Source organism: Zobellia sp. OII3 (assembly GCF_002211465.1).
GTDB lineage: Bacteria > Bacteroidota > Bacteroidia > Flavobacteriales > Flavobacteriaceae > Zobellia > Zobellia galactanivorans.
Genome location: NZ_MWRZ01000002.1, coordinates 216,235 through 239,628, shown reverse-complemented (window position 1 = coordinate 239,628; position 23,394 = coordinate 216,235). Strand labels below are relative to the sequence as shown.

Genomic DNA, 23,394 nt, shown 5'->3' with positions numbered 1-23,394 from the left:
ATTCGTGCATTTAGCTCAATATCCTTAAAAATAGAGCGCGCCAAATGTAGCCAAATTTGACAAAAACGAAGGAAATTGTTTCTTTTTCGTACAAAATACAATAAAAAAGTCCCTTTATTATTGCTTGAATACTAATTTACCATTTCAATAATTACATTATTATTTGCTGTAAAGAGCTTAAAAACGAGTATCTTAAGTACAAACAAATGTACTATGGTAAATCTCGAAAATCAGATTTTTTCTTCCTACAAAAGAAACCCTGTCCTGTTTGATGAAATCTTTGATAAAAAAGGGCAAGTGAAGGATGTCTACTCCAAACTGTTCAACCTCTATGGAGAGCATTCCATAAAGGATTATGTCAATCTAAATGAAAAGGCAAAATCATCATTCTTTAACCAGGGCATCACGTTTCAGGTATATGATAAAAAGAAAACAGAGGAAAAAATTTTTCCTTTTGACCTTTTCCCACGAATAATCCCTCCCGAAGAATGGAACATTATCGAATCGGGAGCCATACAGCGAAGCAGGGCGCTAAACCTGTTTCTATGGGATATTTACCATGACAAAAAAATAATAAAACAGGGTATAGTCCCCATGGAGTTGATAAGCTCGTCCGCCAACTACTTGGATCAAATGAATAAGGTCGACCCGCCTGGTGGAATCTATAACCATATTTCCGGCACCGATATCATTAAACATACCGATGGACAATATTACGTGCTTGAAGACAATATAAGATGTCCAAGTGGGGTAAGTTATGTTATCTGTAACCGCACCGCCCTAAAGCGGGCCCTCTTTGGAGTTTTTAATCATTACAAAACCTATTCGGTTACCAATTACGCCGAAAATCTCTTGGACTTGCTTGAAACCGTTAAGCCAAAAGGTGTAGACGTCCCTAATGTTGTGGTCATTACTCCAGGCATGTTCAACTCGGCCTTTTATGAGCATTCTTATTTGGCAAAAACCATGGGAGTTGAACTGGTAGAAGGCAGGGATTTATTTGTGGAAAACGACTTTGTTTACATGAAGACCATTCAAGGACCACAAAAAGTAGATGTAATATACCGAAGAATCGACGATGCCTTTATCGATCCATTAGAGTTCAAGCCTGATTCTTCCCTAGGCGTACCGGGCCTATTTGCCGCTTACAAAAAAGGCAATGTAACTTTGGCCAATGCCCCGGGGACCGGTGTTGCCGATGACAAGGCGGTATACACCTATATGCCTGAAATCATAAGGTATTACCTAAACGAAGAACCCATTCTCAACAATGTGCACACCTACCATTGCAGTAGACCCAAAGAATTAAAGTACGTTTTGGAACATATAGAAAACCTAGTCATAAAACCAGTGGACGAAGCCGGTGGTTATGGTATCTCTATTGGAAACCGACTTAGCAAAAAGGAAATAGAAGTCGTCAAGGCGGAAATTCTTTTAAATCCAAGAAAGTATGTAGCACAACCTATTATGTCTCTTTCGGTTCACCCTACTTATATCGATAAAACCGAATCTTTTGAACAACGGCATGTAGACTTAAGAACGTTTACGGTTTTGGGAAAGGACAAGGAATTCGTCCTGAAAGGAGGCTTGACCCGAGTAGCCTTAAAAAGGGGCAACTTGATCGTCAACTCATCACAGGGTGGGGGATCCAAAGACACTTGGGTTTTAAAAACTTAATGGGAACGCAATAAAAAATTTACTCGAACACAAGGTTCACAACCCTAATACGGACTAATATTTAAAAATTGCCTATGCTAGCACGAGTCGCCAATAACCTTTTCTGGATGGGACGCTATATTGAACGTTCAGAGCACATTGCCCGGTATCTTCGGGTCAACTATTTTTCATCCCTGGATGCCCCTAACCAACTTTCGCAATCACGGCAATTCGTCTTACGTTCCATGCTCAATATGATAGGTGACCCCATAGAGGACGAATCCATCGTACACAGTGAAGAAAAAGTGCTGTATAAGATAGGGTTGGACCCGAATTATCCTTCTTCCATTATAAATAACGTGAGAAGCGTACGGGAAAATGCCAATAGTGCCCGAGACCTCATTTCCACTGAGCTATACGAATCTATCAATAAGTTTTACCACTTCATCTCAAAATACGACCCTAAGGTCTATACAAAAAATGGGCTTCACGACTTCACCCTTAACGTTACAGAGATGTCCGCTATATTGAGGGGAAAGGTAAGAAGTACGCTCATGCACGATGAGATTTACGCCATAATCATGATGGGCGCCAATATCGAGCGGGCCACACAAATTATACGTATCATCAATGCCAAGAGCAACGACGCACTAAAGGCACAGGGCAGCTATGGGGACAAATTTAAAAATAGTTTTGAGTGGACTACCCTTTTGAAATGTACGGAGTCTTATGATATGATGCGCCGGTACTACAAAAAAACCCCGAGCAGTATATCTACTTTGGAATTTTTGATCCTCAACCCCGATTGCCCCCGGTCAATTATGAACAGTTTAAACCAAGTGTTTAAACATATGCAAATTTTAGACCCCAATAAAAAAATAGATCGTGACTCTACAGCTTTTTTAGTTGCCAAGGTAAAGGCGGAATATGAGTTTAAATGTATAATAGAAATAGAAAAAGACATTCAATCGGTCATTGACAATACCTTGGACAGTCTTTATGAAATAAGTCAAAAAATGGAAGAAGAATTTTTTAGCTACTGATTCCCACCCCCGCTCAACTCATATCAAGACCGAACATAAACAGTACCCTTAACTAGTTTAACCAAATTTATATGCCATTAGAATATTTTATTACCTATAAAGCCCAAAACACCTATGAAGAATCGGTACATGAGGCCTATTGGCAATTTTTGGTCATCCCGGAAGAAAATGAATCACAGCAATTCATCGGAATCGACTTTGATTCTTCTATCGGCCCCAAATTTGAATTTTCCATAAACGGATATGGCTTTAAGACCATACGTGTCCATATGAAACAAAAGTTTGAACAAATTGCCTTTGAAGCCCGATTCAGACTAATAAAAAAAGAAATCAACCCCTTCGATTTTACACCTGAAGCCGATAAATCAAAGTCGATTGAAAAAATTCAGGGGCTAAATTTTAGAGTCGATTACGAGGCCTTCCTAAAAACAACCCCTTACACTCATATTCCCTACACTAAAAACATTTTGTTCGAATTTGATTGGGGCAATTCTATTTTCGACAACCTAATGGCCCTTAATAGTTATACTTACCGCTATATTCAATTTAACACTACGGCAACAGATGTACACACCACATTAGATGAAGTATTGGATATCCGTCAAGGGGTTTGTCAAGATTTCACCCATTTGTTTTGTGCTTTAGCAAGGACAAACGGTATTCCTGCCCGATATGTTTCGGGTTATCTACATCAAGGAAACGGTTATTTTGGGGATTCACAAATGCACGCATGGGCAGAAGCCTATATCCCCTATGCCGGCTGGATCGGTTTTGACCCTACCAATGATATTTTGGCAGCAACCGATCACATTAAGGTTGCGCACGGCAAAGACTACTCAGATTGCTCTCCGTTAAAGGGTGTTGTATACACCTCGGGAAAGAACCAAACCGTTCATTCCGTTCAGGTGAACAGCCAAGACCAACAATAAGGATTTCAGTATAAAAAACCTGAGTGCAGGGCATTGGCCGATCAACAAACCCGTGTTTGTCCCCTATCATAAACATTCGAAAATTTACTGCAGAATAGATAAAAAAGAGTAGTATTTTTGTATGAAAATAAAATACAATGACAATTACTACGGACCTGTTTAAGGGTCTTCAAGATCGCCTTGGTGCGTTAAGGAGGTATCTTTGACGTCGATGCCAAGCTTATTGAAATAGAAAACGAACAAGAGAAGACCTTGGCTCCGGATTTCTGGGACAATCCCCAGGAAGCCCAAGCCCATATGAAGTTCATACAGTCTAAAAAGCAGTGGGTGGATGATTACAATACCGCCAAAACACTGGTTGACGACTTAGAAATTTTGATGGAATTTTTTCAGGAAGGGGAAGTCACTGAAACCGAGGTTGCCGCCCAGTACGAAAAGGCCATTAACCAGTTAGAGAAGCTCGAGTTCAAAAACATGCTTTCGGAGGAAGGGGATGAACTTTCGGCTGTTCTGCAGATTACGGCCGGTGCCGGTGGTACCGAAAGTTGCGATTGGGCCTCTATGCTCATGCGTATGTATATGATGTGGGCCGAAAAGAACAAATACAAAATAAAGGAGCTCAATTATCAAGAAGGGGATGTTGCGGGTATAAAGACCGTAACCCTAGAGATAGAAGGTGACTTTGCGTTCGGATGGTTAAAAGGCGAAAACGGGGTGCACCGATTAGTGCGTATCTCCCCTTTCGACAGCAATGCCAAACGGCACACCTCATTTGCTTCGGTATACGTATACCCCTTAGTGGACGACAGTATTGAAATTGACGTAAACCCTGCAGATATAACCATTACCACCGCACGGTCTAGTGGGGCCGGTGGTCAGAACGTAAACAAGGTGGAAACCAAGGTACAACTGGTGCACCATCCTACGGGCATACAGATTTCTTGCTCAGATTCAAGGAGTCAGCACGACAACAGGGCTACGGCCATGAAAATGTTGAAGTCGCAACTCTACGAAATCGAACTTCGGAAGAAAATGGAGGCACGGCAAGAAATCGAATCCTCTAAAATGAAAATTGAATGGGGGTCGCAAATACGCAACTATGTAATGCATCCTTACAAGCTTATTAAGGATGTGCGTACCGGTCAAGAAACAGGTAATGTCGATGCCGTAATGGACGGAGATATCGATGCTTTTCTAAAAGCTTACCTTATGATGATGGGCCAAAAAGAAGAAGATTGATTACAACAACAAATTAGCTATAAGATAGTATTACGATGATAAAGATATATCACAACCCTAGATGCCAAAAATCACGAGAAGGACTACATATACTCGAACAATCGGGCAAGGAATTTGAGGTCATAAAATACTTGGAGGACGTACCCAGCAAGGAAGAGCTTCGCAAAGTACTGGATTGCCTCGGTATCACCCCGGAAATGTTGGTCAGAAAAAATGAGGCTATTTGGAAGGAGAACTATAGGGGCAAGCTTTTGTCGCAAGAAGAAATTCTAGATGCCATGATCCTTCACCCTAAACTCATAGAACGCCCCATAGTAGTGAACGGCGGGAAAGCGGTAATCGGCCGCCCCCCAAAATTGGTGGAAGATATCCTTTAAGAATATCGTTCTTTCCTAAAAAATAAAAAGTAGGTATTTCACTAGAAATCAAGTGGATGCCTACATTATTTTTTAGTATATTTTCACTCTTGAGAATTTGGTACATTTGTTGCGTTATTATTTTAACAAAGCTTTAACCAAAGCAAGGTTAAACCATTCTATAAAAATATAATCTTACACCCTGATATCGTCATGAAAAACAATATCCCATACGTTATTTTACTTTTTGTTCTATTGTTTACAAGTCCCGAGCTAGTGGCCCAATACGGTTATGGCGGCGGTGGATACGGCTATGGTGGCGGAGGTTATGGTTATGGAAGGCAACGAAGTGCCATCCCTCAAGTTCAGGAAACACCAAAAGCCCCCGAGCCCAAAACTGCCGAGCAAATCGTTAATGACGAAATGCCCGGTATAGCCCAAGCCTTGGAGCTAAACGAATTTGAATCGGCCGTAATGAGTTCCGTATTGAAAAAGTATCTGCAAAAACGAATTGAAATGCAGATTCTTGAGCTAAGTCCCGAGCAAATGCGCGAGGGTATGGAAAAAATCACCAAGGCCCAAGACGAAGAACTGAAGGCCGGTTTGCCCATTGAAAAATATGAGGCTTTTGTAGAAATGCAGAAAAAGGGACTTCAAAAGACACAAAAGGAAAAGAAACGGGAGAAAAAACGAAAGAAAAAAAAATCTAAAGACTGACATGAGAAAAACCTTCTTGATCACCCTGTTACTGTTATCGATAAACGCATTCGCACAACGGCCGCAGCGGCCCCAAGGTCAAGAACGGCAGCCCATAAAAATCACCGGAACGGTATTGGACAAAGACAATGGCGATCCACTTGAATACGCTACTTTAGTACTTCAAAGCGTCGATAACCCTGAAAAAGTTACGGGGGGCATCACTGATATCGACGGTAAATTCTCTGTTGAGACCCTTCCCGGAAAATACAACATCAGTGTTGAATATATCTCCTATAAAACTTACAAACTACCTAACCAACTCCTAAAGGAATCTACCGATTTGGGTACGGTAAAATTGGCCCTTGACGTGGCACAATTGGAAGGCGTAGAAGTGGTCGGCGAAAAAACCACCGTTGAAGTCCGCCTCGACAAAAAAATCTACAATATAGGTAAAGACCTTACCACTAGTGGGGCGACCATTAGCGACGCCCTCAACAATGTTCCTTCGGTAAATGTAGACGTGGAAGGAGCCATTAGTTTACGGGGGAATGAAAACGTAAGAATCCTTATCAATGGGAAACCTTCGGCCTTGGCCGGTTTTGGTTCTACGGACGCCCTAAGGGAACTGCCCGCCGATGCCATAGAAAAGGTAGAGGTCATAACAAGCCCGTCGGCGAGGTATGATGCAGAGGGTACCGCCGGTATCTTGAACATTGTTTTAAAGCGGGAAAAAACCCTAGGTTTTAACGGTTCGGTAAGCGTAAACATAGGATACCCTTCACAAAGCAGCATGTCGGTCAATGCCAATTTAAGAACAAATAAATTCAATGTTTTCAATACCTTGGGCTACAGATATAATGAATCGCCCGGTCATGCCTTTTATGAAAACTCGTACAACGACGGCCAATACGATCAAATTAACGAAAACCGCGATTATACCCGCTCGGGCAAAGGTTTCAACAATAATTTTGGCGTTGAATATTTCTTTAATGAAAAGTCCTCGCTTACAGGAAGTTTCTTTATGCGTTTTCAAGATGGGGACGACCTAACCGAAAATTATAGTGACTATTTTGAGAGCGGACTTTTAACGAGAAAAAGTTTCAGGGAGGAAATAGAACTTGAAGATGAAGAGAACTACCAGTTCTCATTAAATTATGTGAACAATATCGATGACGATGGCCAAAAGCTCACAGCAGATTTACAGTATTCCAATGGTGACGAAGTAGAGAATTCTACCATTGATGACAATAACACCTTTCCTAATACAAGTTTAAACACGCTTGAAAGTATCTATCAGAATGAAATTGACGACGAATATCTCGTACAGGCCGATTACGTGCTCCCCATGGGAGACGCCCAGTTTGAAGTAGGCTATAGGGGTACTTTTGAAAGAGAGATTACAGATTATAAACTTGACTCGTTAAACAGGTCTACCAATCAATTTGTTACAAATGAAGATTTGACCAATAAATTCACTTACCAAGAAAATGTAAATGCCCTGTACACCCAATACGGTAATAAATTCGGTAAATTTTCTTTCTTGGCCGGGTTACGATTGGAAAACACACAACTAAAAGGAGAGGTCACCTCAGATTTTGATACATCTGCCATTGAGGATGCCTTAGGAGAAGATGTCGATTTAAATTTTGATAAAAACTACTTAGGCCTCTTCCCTACCCTCAACCTTATATTTGAAATTGGGGAGATGGAAAACATTTCTTTAGGTTACAATAGAAGGATCAATAGACCTAGAGGGCGTTTTATAAATCCCTTTCCATCTAGGGCCAGTAGAGCCAATATTTTTCAGGGAAATCCAGATTTAGACCCAGCCTATTCAAATTCGTTTGATCTAGGCTACCTAAAGCGTTGGGACAAGCTTACTCTTACTTCCTCGGTTTATTATAAGCGTGAGACCAATTCATTTGAGTACATTCAGGAAGCCACTGGGCAGACCACAACGGACAGTGTACGAATCATTAGGTCTTTACCCATTAATTTATCCTCAAACGAAAGAATAGGCGCCGAAGCCGGTGTGCTGTACAATCCAAAAAAATGGTTGCGTTTAAATGGTAGTGTCAACTTCTTCCAATTTTCAAGTGAAGGGGAACATAACGGAACGGATTATGGAACGGATAACACAAGTTGGTTTGCCCGTTTCAGCTCAAAAGTAAGTCTGCCCGAGAAAATAGAATGGCAAACCAATGCCTTTTATATGGGGCCACGTCAAAATTCACAGACGGAGACCAAGGGTATGCTGTCTTTAAACTTGGCGTTCAGCAAAGACATTATGAAAGATAAAGGCACCGTATCGCTAAATGTAAGTGACCTTTTGAATTCAAGGAAAAGACAATCTTACACCGTTTCCGACGACTTTAGCTCTAGAAGCGAATTCCAGTTTAGGCCCAGATCAATAAACCTCTCTTTCAGGTATAGGATCAACCAGTCTAAAGACCGAGACCGTAAAAATGGTAGAGGTGGAAATGAGAACGGTGGTGGAGAAGATGAAATGGAAGGTTAAAAAGAGAATAGGCTCAATAAAAAATCCCCGCTAATTTAATGTTAGCGGGGATTTTTTTATTCGATCAAGGGCACAAAAAAGCAGGAAAGCGAATATTCGTTTTCCTGCTTTTTCTATGTAAAAACGCAACTATGCGCTACGTTTAGCTCTTTTCTTTTCTCTCCACTCTTTATAGAGTTCCATAATATTTCCCCCTAACCAATAAGGTACTACAAAGGTCAATAAAAAAATCATCAACCAAAAACCGATGGTTAAAATGGTTAAGAAAGCTAAAAATCCAAGGTACTGATCAAATTCCATGTGCTAAATTTTGCTATACAAAGATACTTTAGAAAGAATGATAATTGCAAATGGAAATCAAAAAAAATGGAAGAAGTTGAAAAATCTAAATTTTTAAACTTACGAAGACGAAATAAAATGGTGAAATGCTACCTTTGTCATCTAACGTAATACTACCAGAAATGAGCTTTAGAATAGAAAAGGACACTATGGGCCAAGTACAGGTTCCAAGTGATAAATACTGGGGTGCACAAACAGAGCGTTCCCGTAATAATTTTAAAATCGGGCCTTCTGCCTCTATGCCCTTGGATGTAGTCTACGGTTTTGCCTTCCTTAAAAAAGCGGCGGCCTATGCCAATGCCGAGCTTGGCGTTCTTGCCCAAGAAAAAAGGGATTTGATCGCCCAGGTCTGCGACGAGATTCTAGAAGGAAAGCTTGATGACCAATTTCCATTGGTGATATGGCAAACCGGGTCGGGAACACAGAGCAATATGAACGTTAACGAAGTGATTGCCAACCGCGCCCATGAAATTGCCGGAAAAAAAATTGGCGAAGGCGAAAAAACGATTCAGCCTAACGACGATGTCAACAAATCACAATCATCGAACGATACCTTCCCAACGGGAATGCATATAGCCGCTTACAAGAAAATTGTAGAGACGACCATCCCGGGTATTACCCAGCTTCGTGATACTTTAGACAAAAAATCCAAAGAGTTCGCCAATGTGGTAAAGATCGGTCGTACGCACCTTATGGATGCCACTCCCCTAACCCTGGGACAGGAATTTTCGGGCTATGTTTCACAATTGGACCACGGCTTGAAAGCTTTGAACAATACTCTTGATCACCTAAGCGAATTGGCTTTAGGGGGAACTGCTGTCGGAACCGGTTTGAATACCCCAAAGGGTTATGATGTTCTTGTTGCGAAATACATTGCCGAGTTCACCGGTATGCCCTTCCGTACCGCCGAGAACAAGTTTGAAGCCCTTGCGGCACATGATGCCATTGTAGAGAGCCACGGCGCCTTAAAACAACTAGCCGTATCATTGAACAAAATAGCCAACGATATCCGTATGATGGCCTCTGGACCTCGTTCAGGTATCGGTGAAATTATAATTCCCGCCAACGAACCGGGAAGTTCCATTATGCCCGGAAAGGTTAACCCGACGCAATGTGAAGCAATGACCATGGTATGTGCCCAAGTCATGGGGAACGATGTAGCGATTTCAGTCGGAGGTACCCAAGGACACTACGAATTGAACGTATTCAAACCTATGATGGCCGCCAACATCCTACAATCCGCCCAATTGATCGGCGATGCCTGTGTGAGCTTTGACGTTAACTGCGCGGCCGGTATAGAGCCTAACCACGAAGTTATCAAAGAGCTTTTAAACAATTCCTTGATGTTGGTTACGGCCTTGAATACAAAAATCGGCTACTATAAAGCTGCCGAAATTGCCAATACGGCCCATAAGAACGGAACCACTTTAAAAGAAGAAGCCATTAACCTCGGTTATGTTTCCGCCGAAGATTATGACGAATGGGTAAAACCCGCCGATATGGTAGGTAGCCTTAAATAAGTTGGACTTAGAAAAGTGTACAAATAAAAAGGGGCAATCTGTTAAGATTGCCCCTTTTCTTATATAAATGGTAGTGTTTATTATTTCAATGTGAACTTAGAAGTTCCTAGCAACTTAAGTCTATCATCATAAACGTTGACCATGTAGTTTCCTTCTTTGAAGTCTCCCGCAGGCTTACTGATGTAATCACAAACGTCCAATGATTTGTTTTCGTAGTAGAAGCCAGTTCCTTTGCTGTAAGTTACAGATGCGCCGGAATCATTGGTTTTAGAATAGCTTTCCCCTAAAACGTTACCTTGTGGGTCAAGAACTTCAATAAAGAATTCCCTGTCTCCAGCTTGGGCGATTACGTTATCGGCAACCGTAAAACAGATTTTGAATTTATCGGTTCTTTTTGCTCTTGACGTAGAAACCAATTTACCACTGCTACGTTCCTTAACGGCGTCAACACTGAATTTAGATAGGTTAAGTGCAGATCCCTTTTCAACAACGTCGGCCAATTGCGTATTTTGAACAACCAAAGAATCGTTAAAAACAGTTTGCTTCTCTAGTTCAGTATAAGTACTGTCCCTTTGCATGGCAATAAGCGTGTTCGATTTGGTAAGCGAATCTACCTGCTTTAACAATTGCTCCCTTTCTTGCTTTAAGATGCTAACTTGTCTTCTATATCTAGACAAAGAAGAAATATCGGCTTTCATACTTTTTACAGAGTCGATATATTTTGCAATGTTGTCCCTTGCGGATACCAACTCTTCATTGGTTGCATTGCTTTCCAAAATAGCTTTGTCGTATTCAGACTTTAAACTATTCAAGTCTTCAACAACCAACTCTTTTTCTTGTGTAAGTGCAGTTTCGTTCTTTTTCTTTTCTTGATATAGACTAACGGTATAGATGATGGTACCCAAAAGTACCACACCTAGCAAGCCTGCCAGCACCTTCAAACCATTGTTACTTTTTGTTTCAGTCATAATGTTAAGATTTATTTCTAATAAGAATTTATTTGTTTGTATCGGTGTATATACGATAAGTTTTAATTTTTAGATTTTTTAATGTAAAAAAATCGTTTATTAAAGAAAATAAATCCTTACGAAACCTTAATTTTAAATACATCTATATATCACCTTCTTATAACTGAAATGGAAATAGTACCTTTTAATCCTCTGTACGCCTCGGCATTTAGGGACTTGAACCTGAAATGGATCGAAGAGTTTTTTGCGGTAGAACCGCTGGACACCTATTTATTGGAAAACTGCGAAGCAAGCATAATCGATAAAGGAGGTTACATCTTTTTTGCAAAAAAGGAAAACGATATCGTAGGGTGTTGTGCATTACTTCCTGCCGGCCCCACTACCTTTGAATTGGGAAAAATGGCAGTAGATCCCAACTATCGCGGTCATAAAATTGGACAAAAACTCTTGTCGCATGTATTGGACTTCTCAAAGAAAAAGTCTTTGCGCCGTTTGATTCTATATTCAAACACCAAATTGAACAACGCCCTGCACATCTATAAAAAGTTTGGTTTTGTAGAAGTTCCCATTGAAGAAAACCTTGAATACACACGAAGCAATATTAAAATGCAATTAACCCTATAAACCTAAAACACCATGAAGCGTATACTATTTGTATTGATTAGTGCAAGCATCCTTACTCTTGGGTGTAAAGAGAATAAAAAAGAAGTCGCCCCGGATCAAAAAGCCCTATCAGAGGCCAATGAAACGGCCTCGGTTCCCGCTATGGCGGAAAATGTACCTTCCAAAGTAACGATAAGCCCTATTGAGCACGCTACCGCTGTCTTGGAATGGAACAATATAACGGTCTATATAGACCCTGTAGGAGGCATAGACATGTTCAAAGGCCATAAATCGCCCGACCTCATATTGATAACCGACATCCATGGCGACCATTTTGACCTAGAGACCCTAAAAGCTTTGGGCACGGATAAAGCAAAAATTATAGTGCCCCAAGCCGTAGCCGACAAAATACCCGATGTCTTTACCCCTCAGATTGATGTATTGAACAACGGCGACAGCAAGGAACGCTACGGAATTACGATTGAAGCCATACCAATGTACAACCTAAGGAAGGAGGCCCTAAAGTTTCACGAGAAAGGCCGTGGTAATGGCTATCTTTTGAGTATCGATGGCCAACGTATCTATTTTTCTGGCGATACGGAAGACATTCCTGAAATGCGAAGCCTTAAGTATATCGATAAGGCCTTTATTTGTATGAACCTTCCCTATACCATGACCCCTGAAAGCGCTGCCGATGCCGTATTGGAATTCAAACCCAAACAGGTCTACCCTTACCATTACAGAGGTAAGCCCGATGTAAGCGATGTTTCTAAATTCAAACAATTGGTCAATGCTGCTGATCCCAATATCGAAGTGATCCAGTTGGATTGGTACCCTAAGGCTGATTATTAAAATACGTTTCGAGTATAAAAAAAAGCTCTTGAAAAATTTTCAAGAGCTTTTTTCCTTAAAATCGATTTTATCTATCGAATCAATTTCTTGTACTTAATACGTTTCGGAATCAAATCCCCTCCCAATCGTTTTTTCTTGTTCTCTTCGTAATCGGAGAAGGAACCTTCAAAGAAATAGACCTGTGAATCGCCTTCAAAGGCCAGGATATGGGTACAGATACGATCTAGGAACCAACGGTCGTGGGAAATCACCACTGCACAGCCTGCAAAGTTTTCCAGACCTTCTTCCAAGGCTCGTAAGGTATTAACATCTAGGTCGTTGGTAGGCTCATCCAAAAGTAATACATTACCTTCTTCCTTTAGGGTCATGGCCAAGTGGAGTCGGTTACGCTCACCACCGGAAAGCATACTTACTTTTTTATTCTGTTCACTTCCTGAAAAATTGAACCTACTTAAATAGGCCCTTGAATTCACTTGACGACCGCCCATCATAATAAGCTCTTGCTCATCACTGAAGTTTTGCCAAATGGTTTTTTCGGGATCTATATTCGAATGACTTTGGTCTACATAGGCGATTTTAGCGGTCTCGCCCACTTGAAAATCACCTTTATCAGGAGTTTCCTCTCCCATGATCATTCTAAAAATTGTCGTCTTACCGGCCCCATTCGGGCCAATAACCCCCACGATACCCGCTTGTGGTAATTTAAAGTTCAGGTCCTCGTACAATAACTTGTCGCCATAGGCCTTACTAACGCCATTCGCTTCAAGCACGTTCGTGCCCAATCGCGGTCCGTTCGGAATATAAATTTCAAGTTTTTCGTCAAGTTGTTTTTGATCTTGGCTCATCAACTTGTCGTAATTCTTCAAACGCGCCTTTTGTTTGGTCTGACGTCCTTTCGCTCCCTGACGTACCCATTCCAGCTCGCGCTCCAAGGTTTTTTGTCGTTTAGAGGCCGTCTTGCTCTCCTGCTCCAGGCGTTTTGATTTTTGATCCAACCAACTTGAATAGTTTCCTTTCCAGGGAATACCTTCACCTCGGTCCAATTCCAATATCCATCCCGCTACGTTATCCAAGAAGTACCGGTCGTGGGTAACGGCAATGACCGTACCTTTATATTGGGCCAAGTGATGTTCCAACCAATGTACCGATTCGGCATCAAGGTGGTTGGTAGGCTCATCGAGCAATAATATTTCGGGTTCTTGAAGCAATAGGCGGCAAAGGGCCACACGCCTTCTTTCCCCTCCGGACAGTACCCCGATTTTTTTATCGGGCTCCGGGGTGCGAAGGGCATCCATGGCGATTTCTAATTTCGTGTCCAATTCCCAGGCATTGGAAGCGTCGATCTTATCTTGAAGCTCGGCCTGCTTATCCATTAACTTCTGCATCTTATCGGCATCTTCATATACTTCAGGAAGACCGAACATATCGTTGATTTTGTTGTACTCGTCAAGTATGGCCACGGTTTCGCTAACGCCTTCCTTGACAATCTCCAACACGGTTTTGTTTTCGTCCAACTCCGGTTCTTGTTCAAGGTAACCGACTTTATATCCTGGGGAGAAAACGACATCGCCCTGAAAATTCTTGTCAACTCCCGCAATGATCTTTAACAAGGTTGATTTACCCGACCCGTTTAGACCTAAAATACCAATCTTGGCACCATAGAAAAAACTTAGGTATATATTCTTAAGAACAGGTGTATTCGCGTTCTTATAGGTTTTAGTGACCCCCGACATGGAGAAAATCACTTTCTTATCGTCAGACATATAATGGTTTTAAGTGTTTTAGAGGATATTAAAAAGAGTGGACTAAACCCGTCCTTTAAGTGCGTTGAATACCCAAGCAATAGCAAAGAATCCTATGCCTACGGAGGCAAAGCCCCATCCTGCTACTTCATCGTATCTAAAGGCTCCTAAAGCGATTAGGGCCAAGCCCACAAAAATCATTATAAAAGTGGCCCAGGCCAATACGGTATTTTTATTCATTCCCATGGTTTTTCGGTTTCGATTTTGGTAACTTCAAATATCGTAATTTTTAGGGTATTTCAAGGCTACACGCCCTCTTTTTGTTGTTCGAAAGGAAAAATAATGTTTGATTTTTGCCGCACCTCATAAAGAAGCCGGGCCAAATCGACACTATTGCGATGGCTCCACATCGAACTTTGCACCTTGCCGGAAGCCAAACAGCTGTGTACTTCCTCAATTTCATAAGTGTATCCCTTACCCTTGGTAGGCAAATTGTAATCGACCAATTCACCCTCCTTTTCTATAGAATACCCCTGTGCCTCATGCCATCGCGGCGATAAAAAAATACTGCCTTCACTTCCCGAAATCTCGGCTTTCATTTCAGATTTGGAATTTAATCCGCTATACAGAATGGCCTGCGCGCCTTCATAATCAAAGATCATTGAGGTCTGCATTTCTACCCCCGTCTTGTATAAATGCGACGAAGCTTGTATGTTTTTTGGCATGCCCAACAGTAAATAGGACAGAAAAATGGGATAGATTCCTATATCGAGCAAAGAGCCACCGGCCAGATCAGGGTTGAGCAGTCGGTTATCGGGATCCCTGTTCAGGGCATAAAAGGCAAAATCGGCATGAACAAAACCTACAGAACCAATTTCACCGCTTTCCACTAGTTGTTTCGCTTTCCGTATCGATGGATTAAAACGGCTCCAAAGCGCCTCCATTAAAAACACCTTGTTCTTTTCGGCCACGGCAATCATGCGCGCTACCTGATCTGGGTTCACCCCCATCGGTTTTTCGCAGAGCACATGTTTACCATTTTCCATGGCACGTATGCTCAAGGCTTCATGTGAGGTGTGCGGGGTTGCTATATAAACCACGTCTACCTCCTTACTTTCAAACAGGGCATCGTAAGTATCAAAAGTATGGGCCACCCCATATTCACCGGCAAATGCCTTTGCTTTTTCAAGGCTTCTAGATGCCACCGCGGTCAAGGTTCCGCCCGTAACCAGGGCCAAATCTTTCGCAAAGGTGTGAGCTATACTTCCCAAACCAACAATTCCCCATCGTATTTCTTGTACCATATGATTTTCGATTTTTTCAAATGTAAACAATTTTACTCCTTATCTTTAAGCATTGAAAAGTCAAGGTAAAAAAATGGATATAAAATTCAACAAGAACGAAGACCATAACAAATTACTACTAAGCGACCTTAAAAGGCGCTTGGCCCAAGTAAAACTTGGAGGAGGAAAAGCACGCATCGAAAAACAGCACGCCCAAGGAAAAATGACGGCCCGTGAGCGTATAGACTACCTCTTGGACGCAGACAAGGACAGTATTGAAATAGGTGCCTTTGTGGGCGATGGCATGTACGAAGAACATGGCGGTTGCCCTTCTGGCGGAGTGGTCATTAAAATGGGATACGTTTCCGGGAAGCAATGTCTTGTGGTTGCGAACGATGCCACGGTAAAGGCGGGTGCCTGGTTTCCCATAACGGGCAAGAAAAACCTTAGGGCCCAAGAAATCGCCATGGAAAACCGCTTGCCCATTATCTATTTGGTAGATAGTGCGGGAGTATACCTTCCCCTCCAGGATGAAATTTTCCCAGATAAAGAACATTTTGGCCGAATTTTCAGGAACAATGCGATAATGAGCAGTATGGGAATTACCCAAATTGCAGCGGTCATGGGCAGTTGTGTGGCCGGCGGGGCCTATTTGCCCATCATGAGCGACGAGGCACTGATCGTAGATAAAACAGGAAGCATTTTCTTGGCCGGAAGCTATCTGGTGAAAGCCGCTATTGGCGAAAGCATAGACAATGAAACCTTGGGAGGGGCCACTACCCATTGTGAAATAAGCGGCGTAACCGATTACAAGGCCAAAGATGATGCCGATGCCCTGAATACCATTAAGAACATCATGGACAAAATCGGTGATTTTGACAAGGCCGGATACAATAGAAAAGAGGCGGTAAAACCCAAGGAAAATCCCGATGATATTTTCGGCATTCTACCCGGCTCCAGAACGGATCAGTATGATATGGGCGAAATTATAAAACGCCTGGTTGACAATTCCGAATTTGAAGAATACAAAGAAGGTTACGGTAAAACCATTTTAACGGGCTATGCCAGGATTGATGGTTGGGCCGTAGGTATAGTGGCGAACCAACGCAAGGTCGTAAAGACAAAAAAGGGGGAAATGCAGTTCGGCGGGGTCATCTATTCCGATTCCGCGGATAAGGCCACCCGCTTTATTGCCAATTGCAACCAGAAGAAAATCCCACTTGTCTTCCTGCAAGACGTTACCGGGTTTATGGTAGGAAGCAAAAGTGAACATGGCGGTATCATTAAGGATGGGGCGAAAATGGTAAATGCCGTAAGTAACTCCGTAGTTCCGAAATTCACTATCGTTATCGGCAATAGTTATGGTGCCGGAAACTACGCCATGTGCGGAAAGGCTTATGACCCAAGGCTTATAGTAGCTTGGCCAAGTGCGGAACTTGCCGTTATGGGCGGAAATTCTGCCGCTAAAGTACTTTTGCAAATTGAAAAGGCCTCGCTCAAGAAAAAAGGGGAAACGATTACCGAAAAGAAAGAAGCCGAGCTTTTCAATAAAATCAAAAGTAGGTATGATAATCAGGTTTCGCCTTATTACGCGGCTTCCCGTTTATGGACCGATGCGGTAATAAACCCTTTGGATACCCGTAAATGGATTTCTATGGGAATCGAGGCGGCCAACCATGCCCCTATTGAAAAGGAGTTTAACCTGGGTGTTATACAAGTATAACCCCATTTCTATAGCCAAGATGTTATAAGGCGACCTTGTTTAGGGTTGCCTTTCTTTTTATTTTTCCACTAGAGGTTTCTACAAAGGCCTCCACGGTAAAAATTTCCTTGGGCACTTCAAACTTTTTAAGGGATGTAAGATTCGCAATCTTATTTCTTAATTGCGCCGTTTCTTGAACTCCTTCCACTAGCAAAACCAATTTTTGACCTAATACTTCATCGGGCAGGGCGGCCACAAAAAAACGGTTTTCCATAATCGAGGCCAGCTTGGCCTCTATCTGTTCAGGGAATAATTTTACACCCCCGGAGTTAATGACATTATCAAGGCGCCCCAACCACTTAAAAGTCTTTTCCGAAGTTAAGCGAACCATATCATTGGTATGGATGGTTTCATTGGATACCAATGGCGCATCGATTACCAAGCAGCCCCTTTCATCCGTGGTAACACTAACATCGGCCAAGGTCGTGAAAACGTCCAAATCTATATTCGATTCGATCAGTTCTGCCAATAAGGGCTTCACCGCTATGTGGGTTATGGTTTCCGTCATACCATAGGTTTCGTAGACCTTGGTACGCTGCGCCGCTTTAAGAAAGCTTTGTTTCAATTTATAGGAAACCGGTGCGCCCCCAACAATAAGTTTTTTCACCCCGTCAAGTTCATTCAAGGAATTTGCAAACTGCAGGGGAACCATGGCTATAAAGTCATACGAAGCCGAGGTTTCCGTCAATGGTTTGGAGGATGGGTGAACACAATCAAGGGAAAGCCCTAAGACCATGGCGCGGACCAACATCATCTTACCGGCAATATAACTGGCGGGAAGACATAGCAGGGCCGTGTCGCCAGGTTGGAGCTCAAAGAACGCGCCCGTAGCACGGGCCGAATTTACCATATGTTGCTTTTGCAAACTTATAGGCTTGGGCTTTCCCGTTGATCCCGAAGTATGAACGGTTAGACTGGGCGCATCGTTCAACCAATCGATAAGAAAATCGCCGATGGCTTGTTCATAGGCCTCCCCTTCCTTTACCAAACTATAGGCAACTTCCTTTAGTTCTTCCTTGGAATAGGAACATCCGTTAAGTTTAAATTGGTGATGAAGGGTCTTGTACGTCTGCATTATCGTTATTTAAGGCTAAAAATGTCTCTTTTGACGGCACATCCCCTGTTAGGCGTTCCTTCCAATCGGTCCACTTGTACTTTTTGGAAAACATATAAAGTAATAACGGATAGATGACAAAGACCGGCACCAAAATATCCCAACCTAAAACAGGATCGGAAACATCACGGTACAAAGAGTTGGTCTGAAAAGCCGTCCAATCGGCCGTGACCAAAAGTGCTGCGGTCAAGTTGTTGGCCGCATGAAAGCCCAAGGCCAATTCCAAACCTTCGTCCATCAAAGTAATAATACCGAGAAAAAAGCCTGTGCCTATATAGAAAATTAAAATACCATAGCCCATTTTCGCAACTTCAGGATTAAAAACGTGCATGATCCCAAAAAGCAAGGAAGTCACGAACAAAGGCACCCAACGGTTCTTGGCCATAATGCCGAGCCCCTGCATCATATAGCCCCGCATGTAGTATTCTTCCATGCTCGTCTGTAGCGGAATCATCAAAACGGCGATAACTGCCAAGATTAAAAACGGCTCCAAGTTAAAATTGAATTCATAATTCTCCGGGGAAAGCACGATATCGACAGAGATAAAGGCCGTGGAAATCAAGGCCCAAACGATAAAAGCAAAGAAGACCCTTTTAAAATCGATTTTCTTACGCGAAGTCGTAAGTTGGGTGATTTTCTGTTTATGTACCAAGGACACATAGGCAAAAAGGCCGATCAAACCGATTACAAAGGTCAACAACATCAAGAAAAACAGGGTGTTGGCCCCTAAAATATCGGCCATTACGCCCATATCCCCAGATCCTAAAACCGCAAGGGAATCGGCCTTGACCAAAAGCGCAATAATCAAGGGAATACCTCCTATAAATTGCCATACAAAAAAAACAACCAGGAGTCCGATAACATACCTCCACGAATCACTCAATCCTCTATACGCTTGTGCTATATACATAAATCTTCAATTAAATTACTTTTCCATTTTTTATTATCCCTATAGAACAACTGTCCCTTTTGCACCGTTAAGGGCGAATCGAGGTTGTTAGTATACAGGCTTCCCGTGCCCAAACCTTGTGGCATCGGGCTTTGCAAGGTGTAGGTCCACTGTGCGATGGCATTCAGCCCCACATTACTTTCAAGGGCACTTGTAATCCACCAGCCGATATGCATTCTTTCGGCAATTTCGATCCATTCTTTACAGCCCCTATAGCCTCCGACCAAACTTGGTTTCAGAATGATATATTGCGGTTGTATGGTTTGTAAGAGTTCTTCCTTTTTCGTTACACCGAAAACCCCGATCAATTCTTCATCAAGGGCTATGGGCAAGGGTGTCTTGGCACATAAATCGCGCATCAGTTGAAATTGGCCCTGCTTTACAGGCTGTTCTATGGAATGTAAAGAGAACCGGCCTAAAACACTCAGTTTGTGCAAGGCATCTTCGGCGGTAAAGGCCCCGTTGGCATCTACCCTTAATTCTATTTCCGAAGGGTCATATTTTTTTCTGATGGATGATAGCAGGGCTATTTCCGTATCAAAATCTATGGCCCCGATTTTCATTTTGATGCATTTGAAGCCCTCGCTCAATTTGTGGGCGATTTGTTCGTGCATAAAACTTTCATCTCCCATCCAAATAAGACCATTAATGGCGATCGGTCTGGACTTGTTCGTAAATTCCGATGGAAACAGTACAAATGGATTGTTGGATTCAAGAGAGGTAAAGGCCTGCTCTACCCCAAATTGTATACTCGGAAATTCCATCAAGGCTTCCCAAAGCGCTTCTTTCCCCAAGTGGATATTTTCACAGGTCCATTTTAATCGCTCCTCATAATCGGAAACATCATCAATACTCAGTCCCCTTAAAATTCCACATTCCCCTATTCCATAATTTCCATCCTCATGAAGAATAAGGAACCAGGTTTCCTTTTGGGTCAGTACGCCCCGCGAAGTTCCACTCGGGCGCTTAAAATTTAGGATGTATTTTTTATAGTGTGCCTGCATAATTCGCTTCAAATTTAGCTATATTTTACCTCTTAAATACCCAAAATGGCAAGCATAAACCACAAAACTGTTTGGATTACCGGGGCCTCTTCAGGAATTGAGGAAGTGAAGATAGCGACAATGCCAATGGCATGACGGTTAAAGATTTTGCCCAGAAAATGGTAAAGGCCATAGAAAAGGAAGAATTTGAAGTGTATATGGGCGGCGGCGAAGTCTTGGGCGTTTATTTGAAACGCTTTTTTCCTAAATTATTACATCCTGTAATGGTAAGGCGCAGCGCAAAAAAAAGAAAGTTCTAACAGAAATTAAACCAATAACGCACACCGTCTTCGGCGGTCTTGTCAATGTTCAAAGTGGTCTGTAGTTGGTTGGCCAAGCGGTTCATCAACCTAATACCCATGGATGAATTGGCCCTTTCATCGGTGTCATCCGGCAGACCGATACCGTTATCGGAATATTCAAAATATCCTTCCTTTTCACCGATTTTTCGAATGTGGATGTAGATTTTTCCGTTTTCATCATTATCGGGGAAAGCATACTTAAAGGAATTGGAAACAAGCTCATTGAGCATGAGGCCAAAAGGAATGGCACGGTCAATATCGAGTTCAACACCTTCGGCATCTACCGTGATATTGATATTGTGTCCCCCTTTTTTATAGACCGACTGCACGCTATTGATCAGACTCTCGATATAGCTCTGCATTTCAATAACGGACAAATCTTCGTTTTGATATAGTTTTTGATGGATCAAGGCCATGGCCTTCACCCTACTCTTTCCTTCTTCCAAGGCTTCAATGGCCGCCTTGCTCCTCGTATTTTTGGTCTGCAGGCTCAACAAACTGGAAACCATTTGAAGGTTATTCTTAACCCTGTGGTGAATTTCCTTTAAGAGCGAATCTTTTTCTACCAAGGAATTTTCAATGATATATTTCTGTTCGGCAATCAGTCGTTGGTTTTTTATACTCTTCAAATAGGCATATACCAAGCCGGCAAAACCTAACAAGGTGAACAATAAAGAAATAAGTACCAAGTTGATACTGCGGTCCTTGGCCATCATATCGTTTCTTGATTTTTCAAGAGCACGCTTTTGTTCGGCCAACATGGTTTGCGATACCGCAAGATCCTGCCCCATTACCGCTGCCAATTGTTGCTTTCTCAGCTCCGACTCGTTGTTCAATATAGAATCGCGCACGCGAATGTTCTTCTTAAAATAAAGGGCGGCGTTCTTGTAATCTTCCGTTTTCTCGTAATACATGGCCAACAACCTGTTTTTTCGCAAAAGGTTAGTGGTCGTTCTGGTCTCAAGATTATCACTTAGGTAATCCGTTGCCTTTTCATAGTTGGCCAACTGCAAATAGCATTCGGAAATGGCCAGACTATTTTCGGTAATTTCTGATGAGAGCTCTTTGCTTTTGTATTTTTTCAAGGTATTGATGGCACTTTCCAAATGTGGGATGGCATCTTTGTACTGCTCCAGTTCCACATGGCATTTGCCTATATTGCCTTCTATGATTCCCTTTAAAAGATTGGCGCTCTCTATCTCTTTATCCGATTTTTTTCGGGTAATGAGGTTCAAGAAAACATCGATGTAGCCTTTGGCTTTTTTGTAATGGCTTAAGGCGGTAGGCGCAGATTCATCCAACCTTAAGTAGTTCCCTAGATTATTGTAGTATTCGGCTTGGGCATAAAAATCGTTCTCTTCTATGGTTTTCTTTACATTATCAATATAATGTTCCATGGCTTTTCTATACATGCCCAAATTGGCATAGATATCATAGAAGGCGACATTCTCGTTAATACCGAGTTCCCTTTGTTCTTTGCGTATTTCAATTTGTTCGGTATACATGGTAAGCTGACCGTAGTTGTCATCCATGATATCCAACAATTTGCTTTTCATATTGTTATCAAGGTCTTCCTTATCGACATATAGTTCTTTGGAAATGGCCAAACTTTTATCGTAGTCGCCCAAATCGTAATAAATTCTGGCCTGCATGAGCTTGTAATACTCAATTTCCTTGACATTATCTTCTTTGATAGCCGCGTTCAGGTAGATATTGATAAGGTCTAACCAATCATAGGTAGAGTTTTCACGGTAGAGGTCGGGCGAATTAAAAAAGAAGTTCAACTGCTCATTGACGGCCTCAATATCTTGAAACCGCTGATAAGGGTTTTTCTCACTGTCATCTTCTTGGGCGCGTAGAGCTACCGCTAGAAAAAATACAGCCAAGAGTACAAGGGCTTTTTTGAATGAAAGGTTGTTCATATTTTGAAATGAAACAAAATCAGAGAGCATTATGCTAATTTATTACTAGATTCTATTCAGCTTTTGGCCTTGGGTCTTATACTCATAAAACGTTACCATTATGCATACCGGTAGCCAATTCAAATTAACTCATTTTAATTAAATATTCCGTTCATTTATCCATAAAGTTAAACAAAAGCTCGGGAACAAAATAACAGCACTTACATAAGGCTTTATACGCCCGAAAACATGGAAAAAAAAGTAAGGCTACCGTATGTGCCGTTCATCGACAATAAAAATACCACTTGTCGATCAGAACCGTTCAGCATTGTTGTGTAGGACGTTATTCTTGTTGTAAAAACCAGATCTGTCCACATTTTCGACCTACATTATATTGTTGACGGAAACATTTTATTTTAGTTTCCTACTACCCGAAAATTCCACATCACCTAATAATCTGCCTTTTTGTGGTACAGTTCTTGGGAAATTCCCGCTATTCGTCCTCCTTAGCTTGAACGTATCATCAAATTTTAACGTGATGTATATTAACAAATGAAATTTGCGATTGTTTATGAA

Annotated in this window: 21 protein-coding genes; 12 read left to right on the top strand and 9 right to left on the bottom strand. The window is 41.9% G+C overall.

What is annotated here, in order from left to right; genetic code table 11:
• Positions 1-213: 213 nt before the first annotated feature.
• From B4Q04_RS08125 to B4Q04_RS08095, 7 genes are all read left to right on the top strand, one after another.
• Complete coding sequence (locus tag B4Q04_RS08125; protein ID WP_013995371.1) at positions 214-1,677, top strand: circularly permuted type 2 ATP-grasp protein; 1,464 nt, start codon at positions 214-216, stop codon at positions 1,675-1,677.
• A gap of 74 nt (positions 1,678-1,751) precedes the next feature.
• Positions 1,752-2,699, top strand: coding sequence for an alpha-E domain-containing protein (locus B4Q04_RS08120; RefSeq protein ID WP_013995370.1), 948 nt, complete (start codon positions 1,752-1,754; stop codon positions 2,697-2,699).
• Positions 2,700-2,770: 71 nt separating this feature from the next.
• Entirely contained in the window at positions 2,771-3,628 is an 858-nt protein-coding gene (locus B4Q04_RS08115; RefSeq protein WP_088696519.1) for a transglutaminase-like domain-containing protein, read from the top strand.
• A gap of 137 nt (positions 3,629-3,765) precedes the next feature.
• Positions 3,766-4,867, top strand: a protein-coding gene (gene prfB, locus B4Q04_RS08110; RefSeq protein WP_231854773.1) for a peptide chain release factor 2 whose coding sequence is annotated in 2 segments (ribosomal slippage) — positions 3,766-3,831 and positions 3,833-4,867 — 1,101 coding nt in all. Because the reading frame shifts where the segments join, the coding sequence is not laid out codon by codon here.
• Between the two features lie 35 nt (positions 4,868-4,902).
• Positions 4,903-5,244: an arsenate reductase (glutaredoxin) gene (gene arsC, locus B4Q04_RS08105; protein WP_013995367.1), complete on the top strand. Its 342-nt coding sequence runs from the start codon at positions 4,903-4,905 to the stop codon at positions 5,242-5,244.
• A gap of 192 nt (positions 5,245-5,436) precedes the next feature.
• Entirely contained in the window at positions 5,437-5,940 is a 504-nt protein-coding gene (locus B4Q04_RS08100; protein WP_013995366.1) for a hypothetical protein, read from the top strand.
• A gap of 1 nt (position 5,941) precedes the next feature.
• Positions 5,942-8,440, top strand: coding sequence for a TonB-dependent receptor domain-containing protein (locus B4Q04_RS08095; RefSeq protein WP_088696518.1), 2,499 nt, complete (start codon positions 5,942-5,944; stop codon positions 8,438-8,440).
• Positions 8,441-8,569: 129 nt separating this feature from the next.
• On the opposite strand, the gene B4Q04_RS22825 is transcribed toward B4Q04_RS08095, so the two are convergent.
• On the bottom strand, positions 8,570-8,740 hold the full coding sequence (locus B4Q04_RS22825) for a hypothetical protein (protein ID WP_013995364.1): 171 nt from the start codon (positions 8,738-8,740) through the stop codon (positions 8,570-8,572).
• A gap of 161 nt (positions 8,741-8,901) precedes the next feature.
• Between B4Q04_RS22825 and fumC the strand changes: the two genes are divergently transcribed.
• Entirely contained in the window at positions 8,902-10,299 is a 1,398-nt protein-coding gene (gene fumC / locus B4Q04_RS08085; protein ID WP_046287601.1) for a class II fumarate hydratase, read from the top strand.
• Positions 10,300-10,379: 80 nt separating this feature from the next.
• Here fumC and B4Q04_RS08080 read toward each other — a convergent pair whose 3' ends face one another.
• Positions 10,380-11,267, bottom strand: coding sequence for a hypothetical protein (locus tag B4Q04_RS08080; protein ID WP_013995362.1), 888 nt, complete (start codon positions 11,265-11,267; stop codon positions 10,380-10,382).
• A 168-nt stretch (positions 11,268-11,435) separates the two neighbouring features.
• On the opposite strand from B4Q04_RS08080, the gene B4Q04_RS08075 reads away from it, so the two are divergent.
• Together B4Q04_RS08075 and B4Q04_RS08070 are read left to right on the top strand one after the other, a co-directional pair.
• Positions 11,436-11,891, top strand: a complete 456-nt coding sequence (locus B4Q04_RS08075; protein WP_013995361.1) for a GNAT family N-acetyltransferase — start codon at positions 11,436-11,438, stop codon at positions 11,889-11,891.
• 12 nt (positions 11,892-11,903) lie between these two features.
• Entirely contained in the window at positions 11,904-12,722 is an 819-nt protein-coding gene (locus B4Q04_RS08070) for an MBL fold metallo-hydrolase (protein WP_088696517.1), read from the top strand.
• A gap of 71 nt (positions 12,723-12,793) precedes the next feature.
• Here B4Q04_RS08070 and ettA read toward each other — a convergent pair whose 3' ends face one another.
• Genes ettA through B4Q04_RS08055 form a run of 3 tightly spaced genes read right to left on the bottom strand, consistent with a single transcriptional unit; the run spans position 12,794 to position 15,768 of the window.
• Complete coding sequence (gene ettA / locus B4Q04_RS08065) at positions 12,794-14,485, bottom strand: energy-dependent translational throttle protein EttA (RefSeq protein WP_013995359.1); 1,692 nt, start codon at positions 14,483-14,485, stop codon at positions 12,794-12,796.
• A gap of 42 nt (positions 14,486-14,527) precedes the next feature.
• Positions 14,528-14,710 (bottom strand): CAL67264 family membrane protein, encoded by a 183-nt coding sequence (locus B4Q04_RS08060; RefSeq protein ID WP_013995358.1) that lies wholly within the window; start codon positions 14,708-14,710, stop codon positions 14,528-14,530.
• A 59-nt stretch (positions 14,711-14,769) separates the two neighbouring features.
• Positions 14,770-15,768 (bottom strand): Gfo/Idh/MocA family protein, encoded by a 999-nt coding sequence (locus B4Q04_RS08055; protein ID WP_013995357.1) that lies wholly within the window; start codon positions 15,766-15,768, stop codon positions 14,770-14,772.
• 73 nt (positions 15,769-15,841) lie between these two features.
• Here B4Q04_RS08055 and B4Q04_RS08050 point away from each other — a divergent pair, with 73 nt between their 5' ends.
• The gene (locus B4Q04_RS08050) at positions 15,842-17,470 is read left to right on the top strand and encodes an acyl-CoA carboxylase subunit beta (protein ID WP_013995356.1); all 1,629 of its coding nucleotides are present in this window, start codon (positions 15,842-15,844) and stop codon (positions 17,468-17,470) included.
• A 22-nt stretch (positions 17,471-17,492) separates the two neighbouring features.
• Here the strand turns inward: B4Q04_RS08050 and B4Q04_RS08045 are convergent, their stop codons facing one another.
• From B4Q04_RS08045 to menC, 3 genes are read right to left on the bottom strand one after another with little or no spacing between them, the layout of a single operon-like run.
• Entirely contained in the window at positions 17,493-18,584 is a 1,092-nt protein-coding gene (locus tag B4Q04_RS08045) for an AMP-binding protein (RefSeq protein WP_088696516.1), read from the bottom strand.
• Complete coding sequence (locus B4Q04_RS08040) at positions 18,550-19,533, bottom strand: CPBP family intramembrane glutamic endopeptidase (protein ID WP_088696515.1); 984 nt, start codon at positions 19,531-19,533, stop codon at positions 18,550-18,552. Before B4Q04_RS08040 ends, B4Q04_RS08045 begins: the two co-directional genes overlap by 35 nt.
• Positions 19,524-20,576, bottom strand: coding sequence for an o-succinylbenzoate synthase (menC, locus tag B4Q04_RS08035; protein ID WP_013995353.1), 1,053 nt, complete (start codon positions 20,574-20,576; stop codon positions 19,524-19,526). The genes B4Q04_RS08040 and menC overlap by 10 nt, the downstream gene beginning before the upstream one ends.
• Positions 20,577-20,707: 131 nt before the next feature.
• Between menC and B4Q04_RS22690 the strand changes: the two genes are divergently transcribed.
• On the top strand, positions 20,708-20,875 hold the full coding sequence (locus B4Q04_RS22690; protein WP_161496055.1) for a hypothetical protein: 168 nt from the start codon (positions 20,708-20,710) through the stop codon (positions 20,873-20,875).
• Here B4Q04_RS22690 and B4Q04_RS08030 read toward each other — a convergent pair.
• Positions 20,872-22,839 carry a sensor histidine kinase gene (locus B4Q04_RS08030; RefSeq protein WP_046287600.1) on the bottom strand — a complete coding sequence of 656 codons (1,968 nt, stop codon included), beginning with the start codon at positions 22,837-22,839 and terminating at the stop codon, positions 20,872-20,874. The two genes, B4Q04_RS22690 and B4Q04_RS08030, sit on opposite strands and share 4 nt — an antisense overlap.
• Positions 22,840-23,394 lie beyond the last annotated feature (555 nt).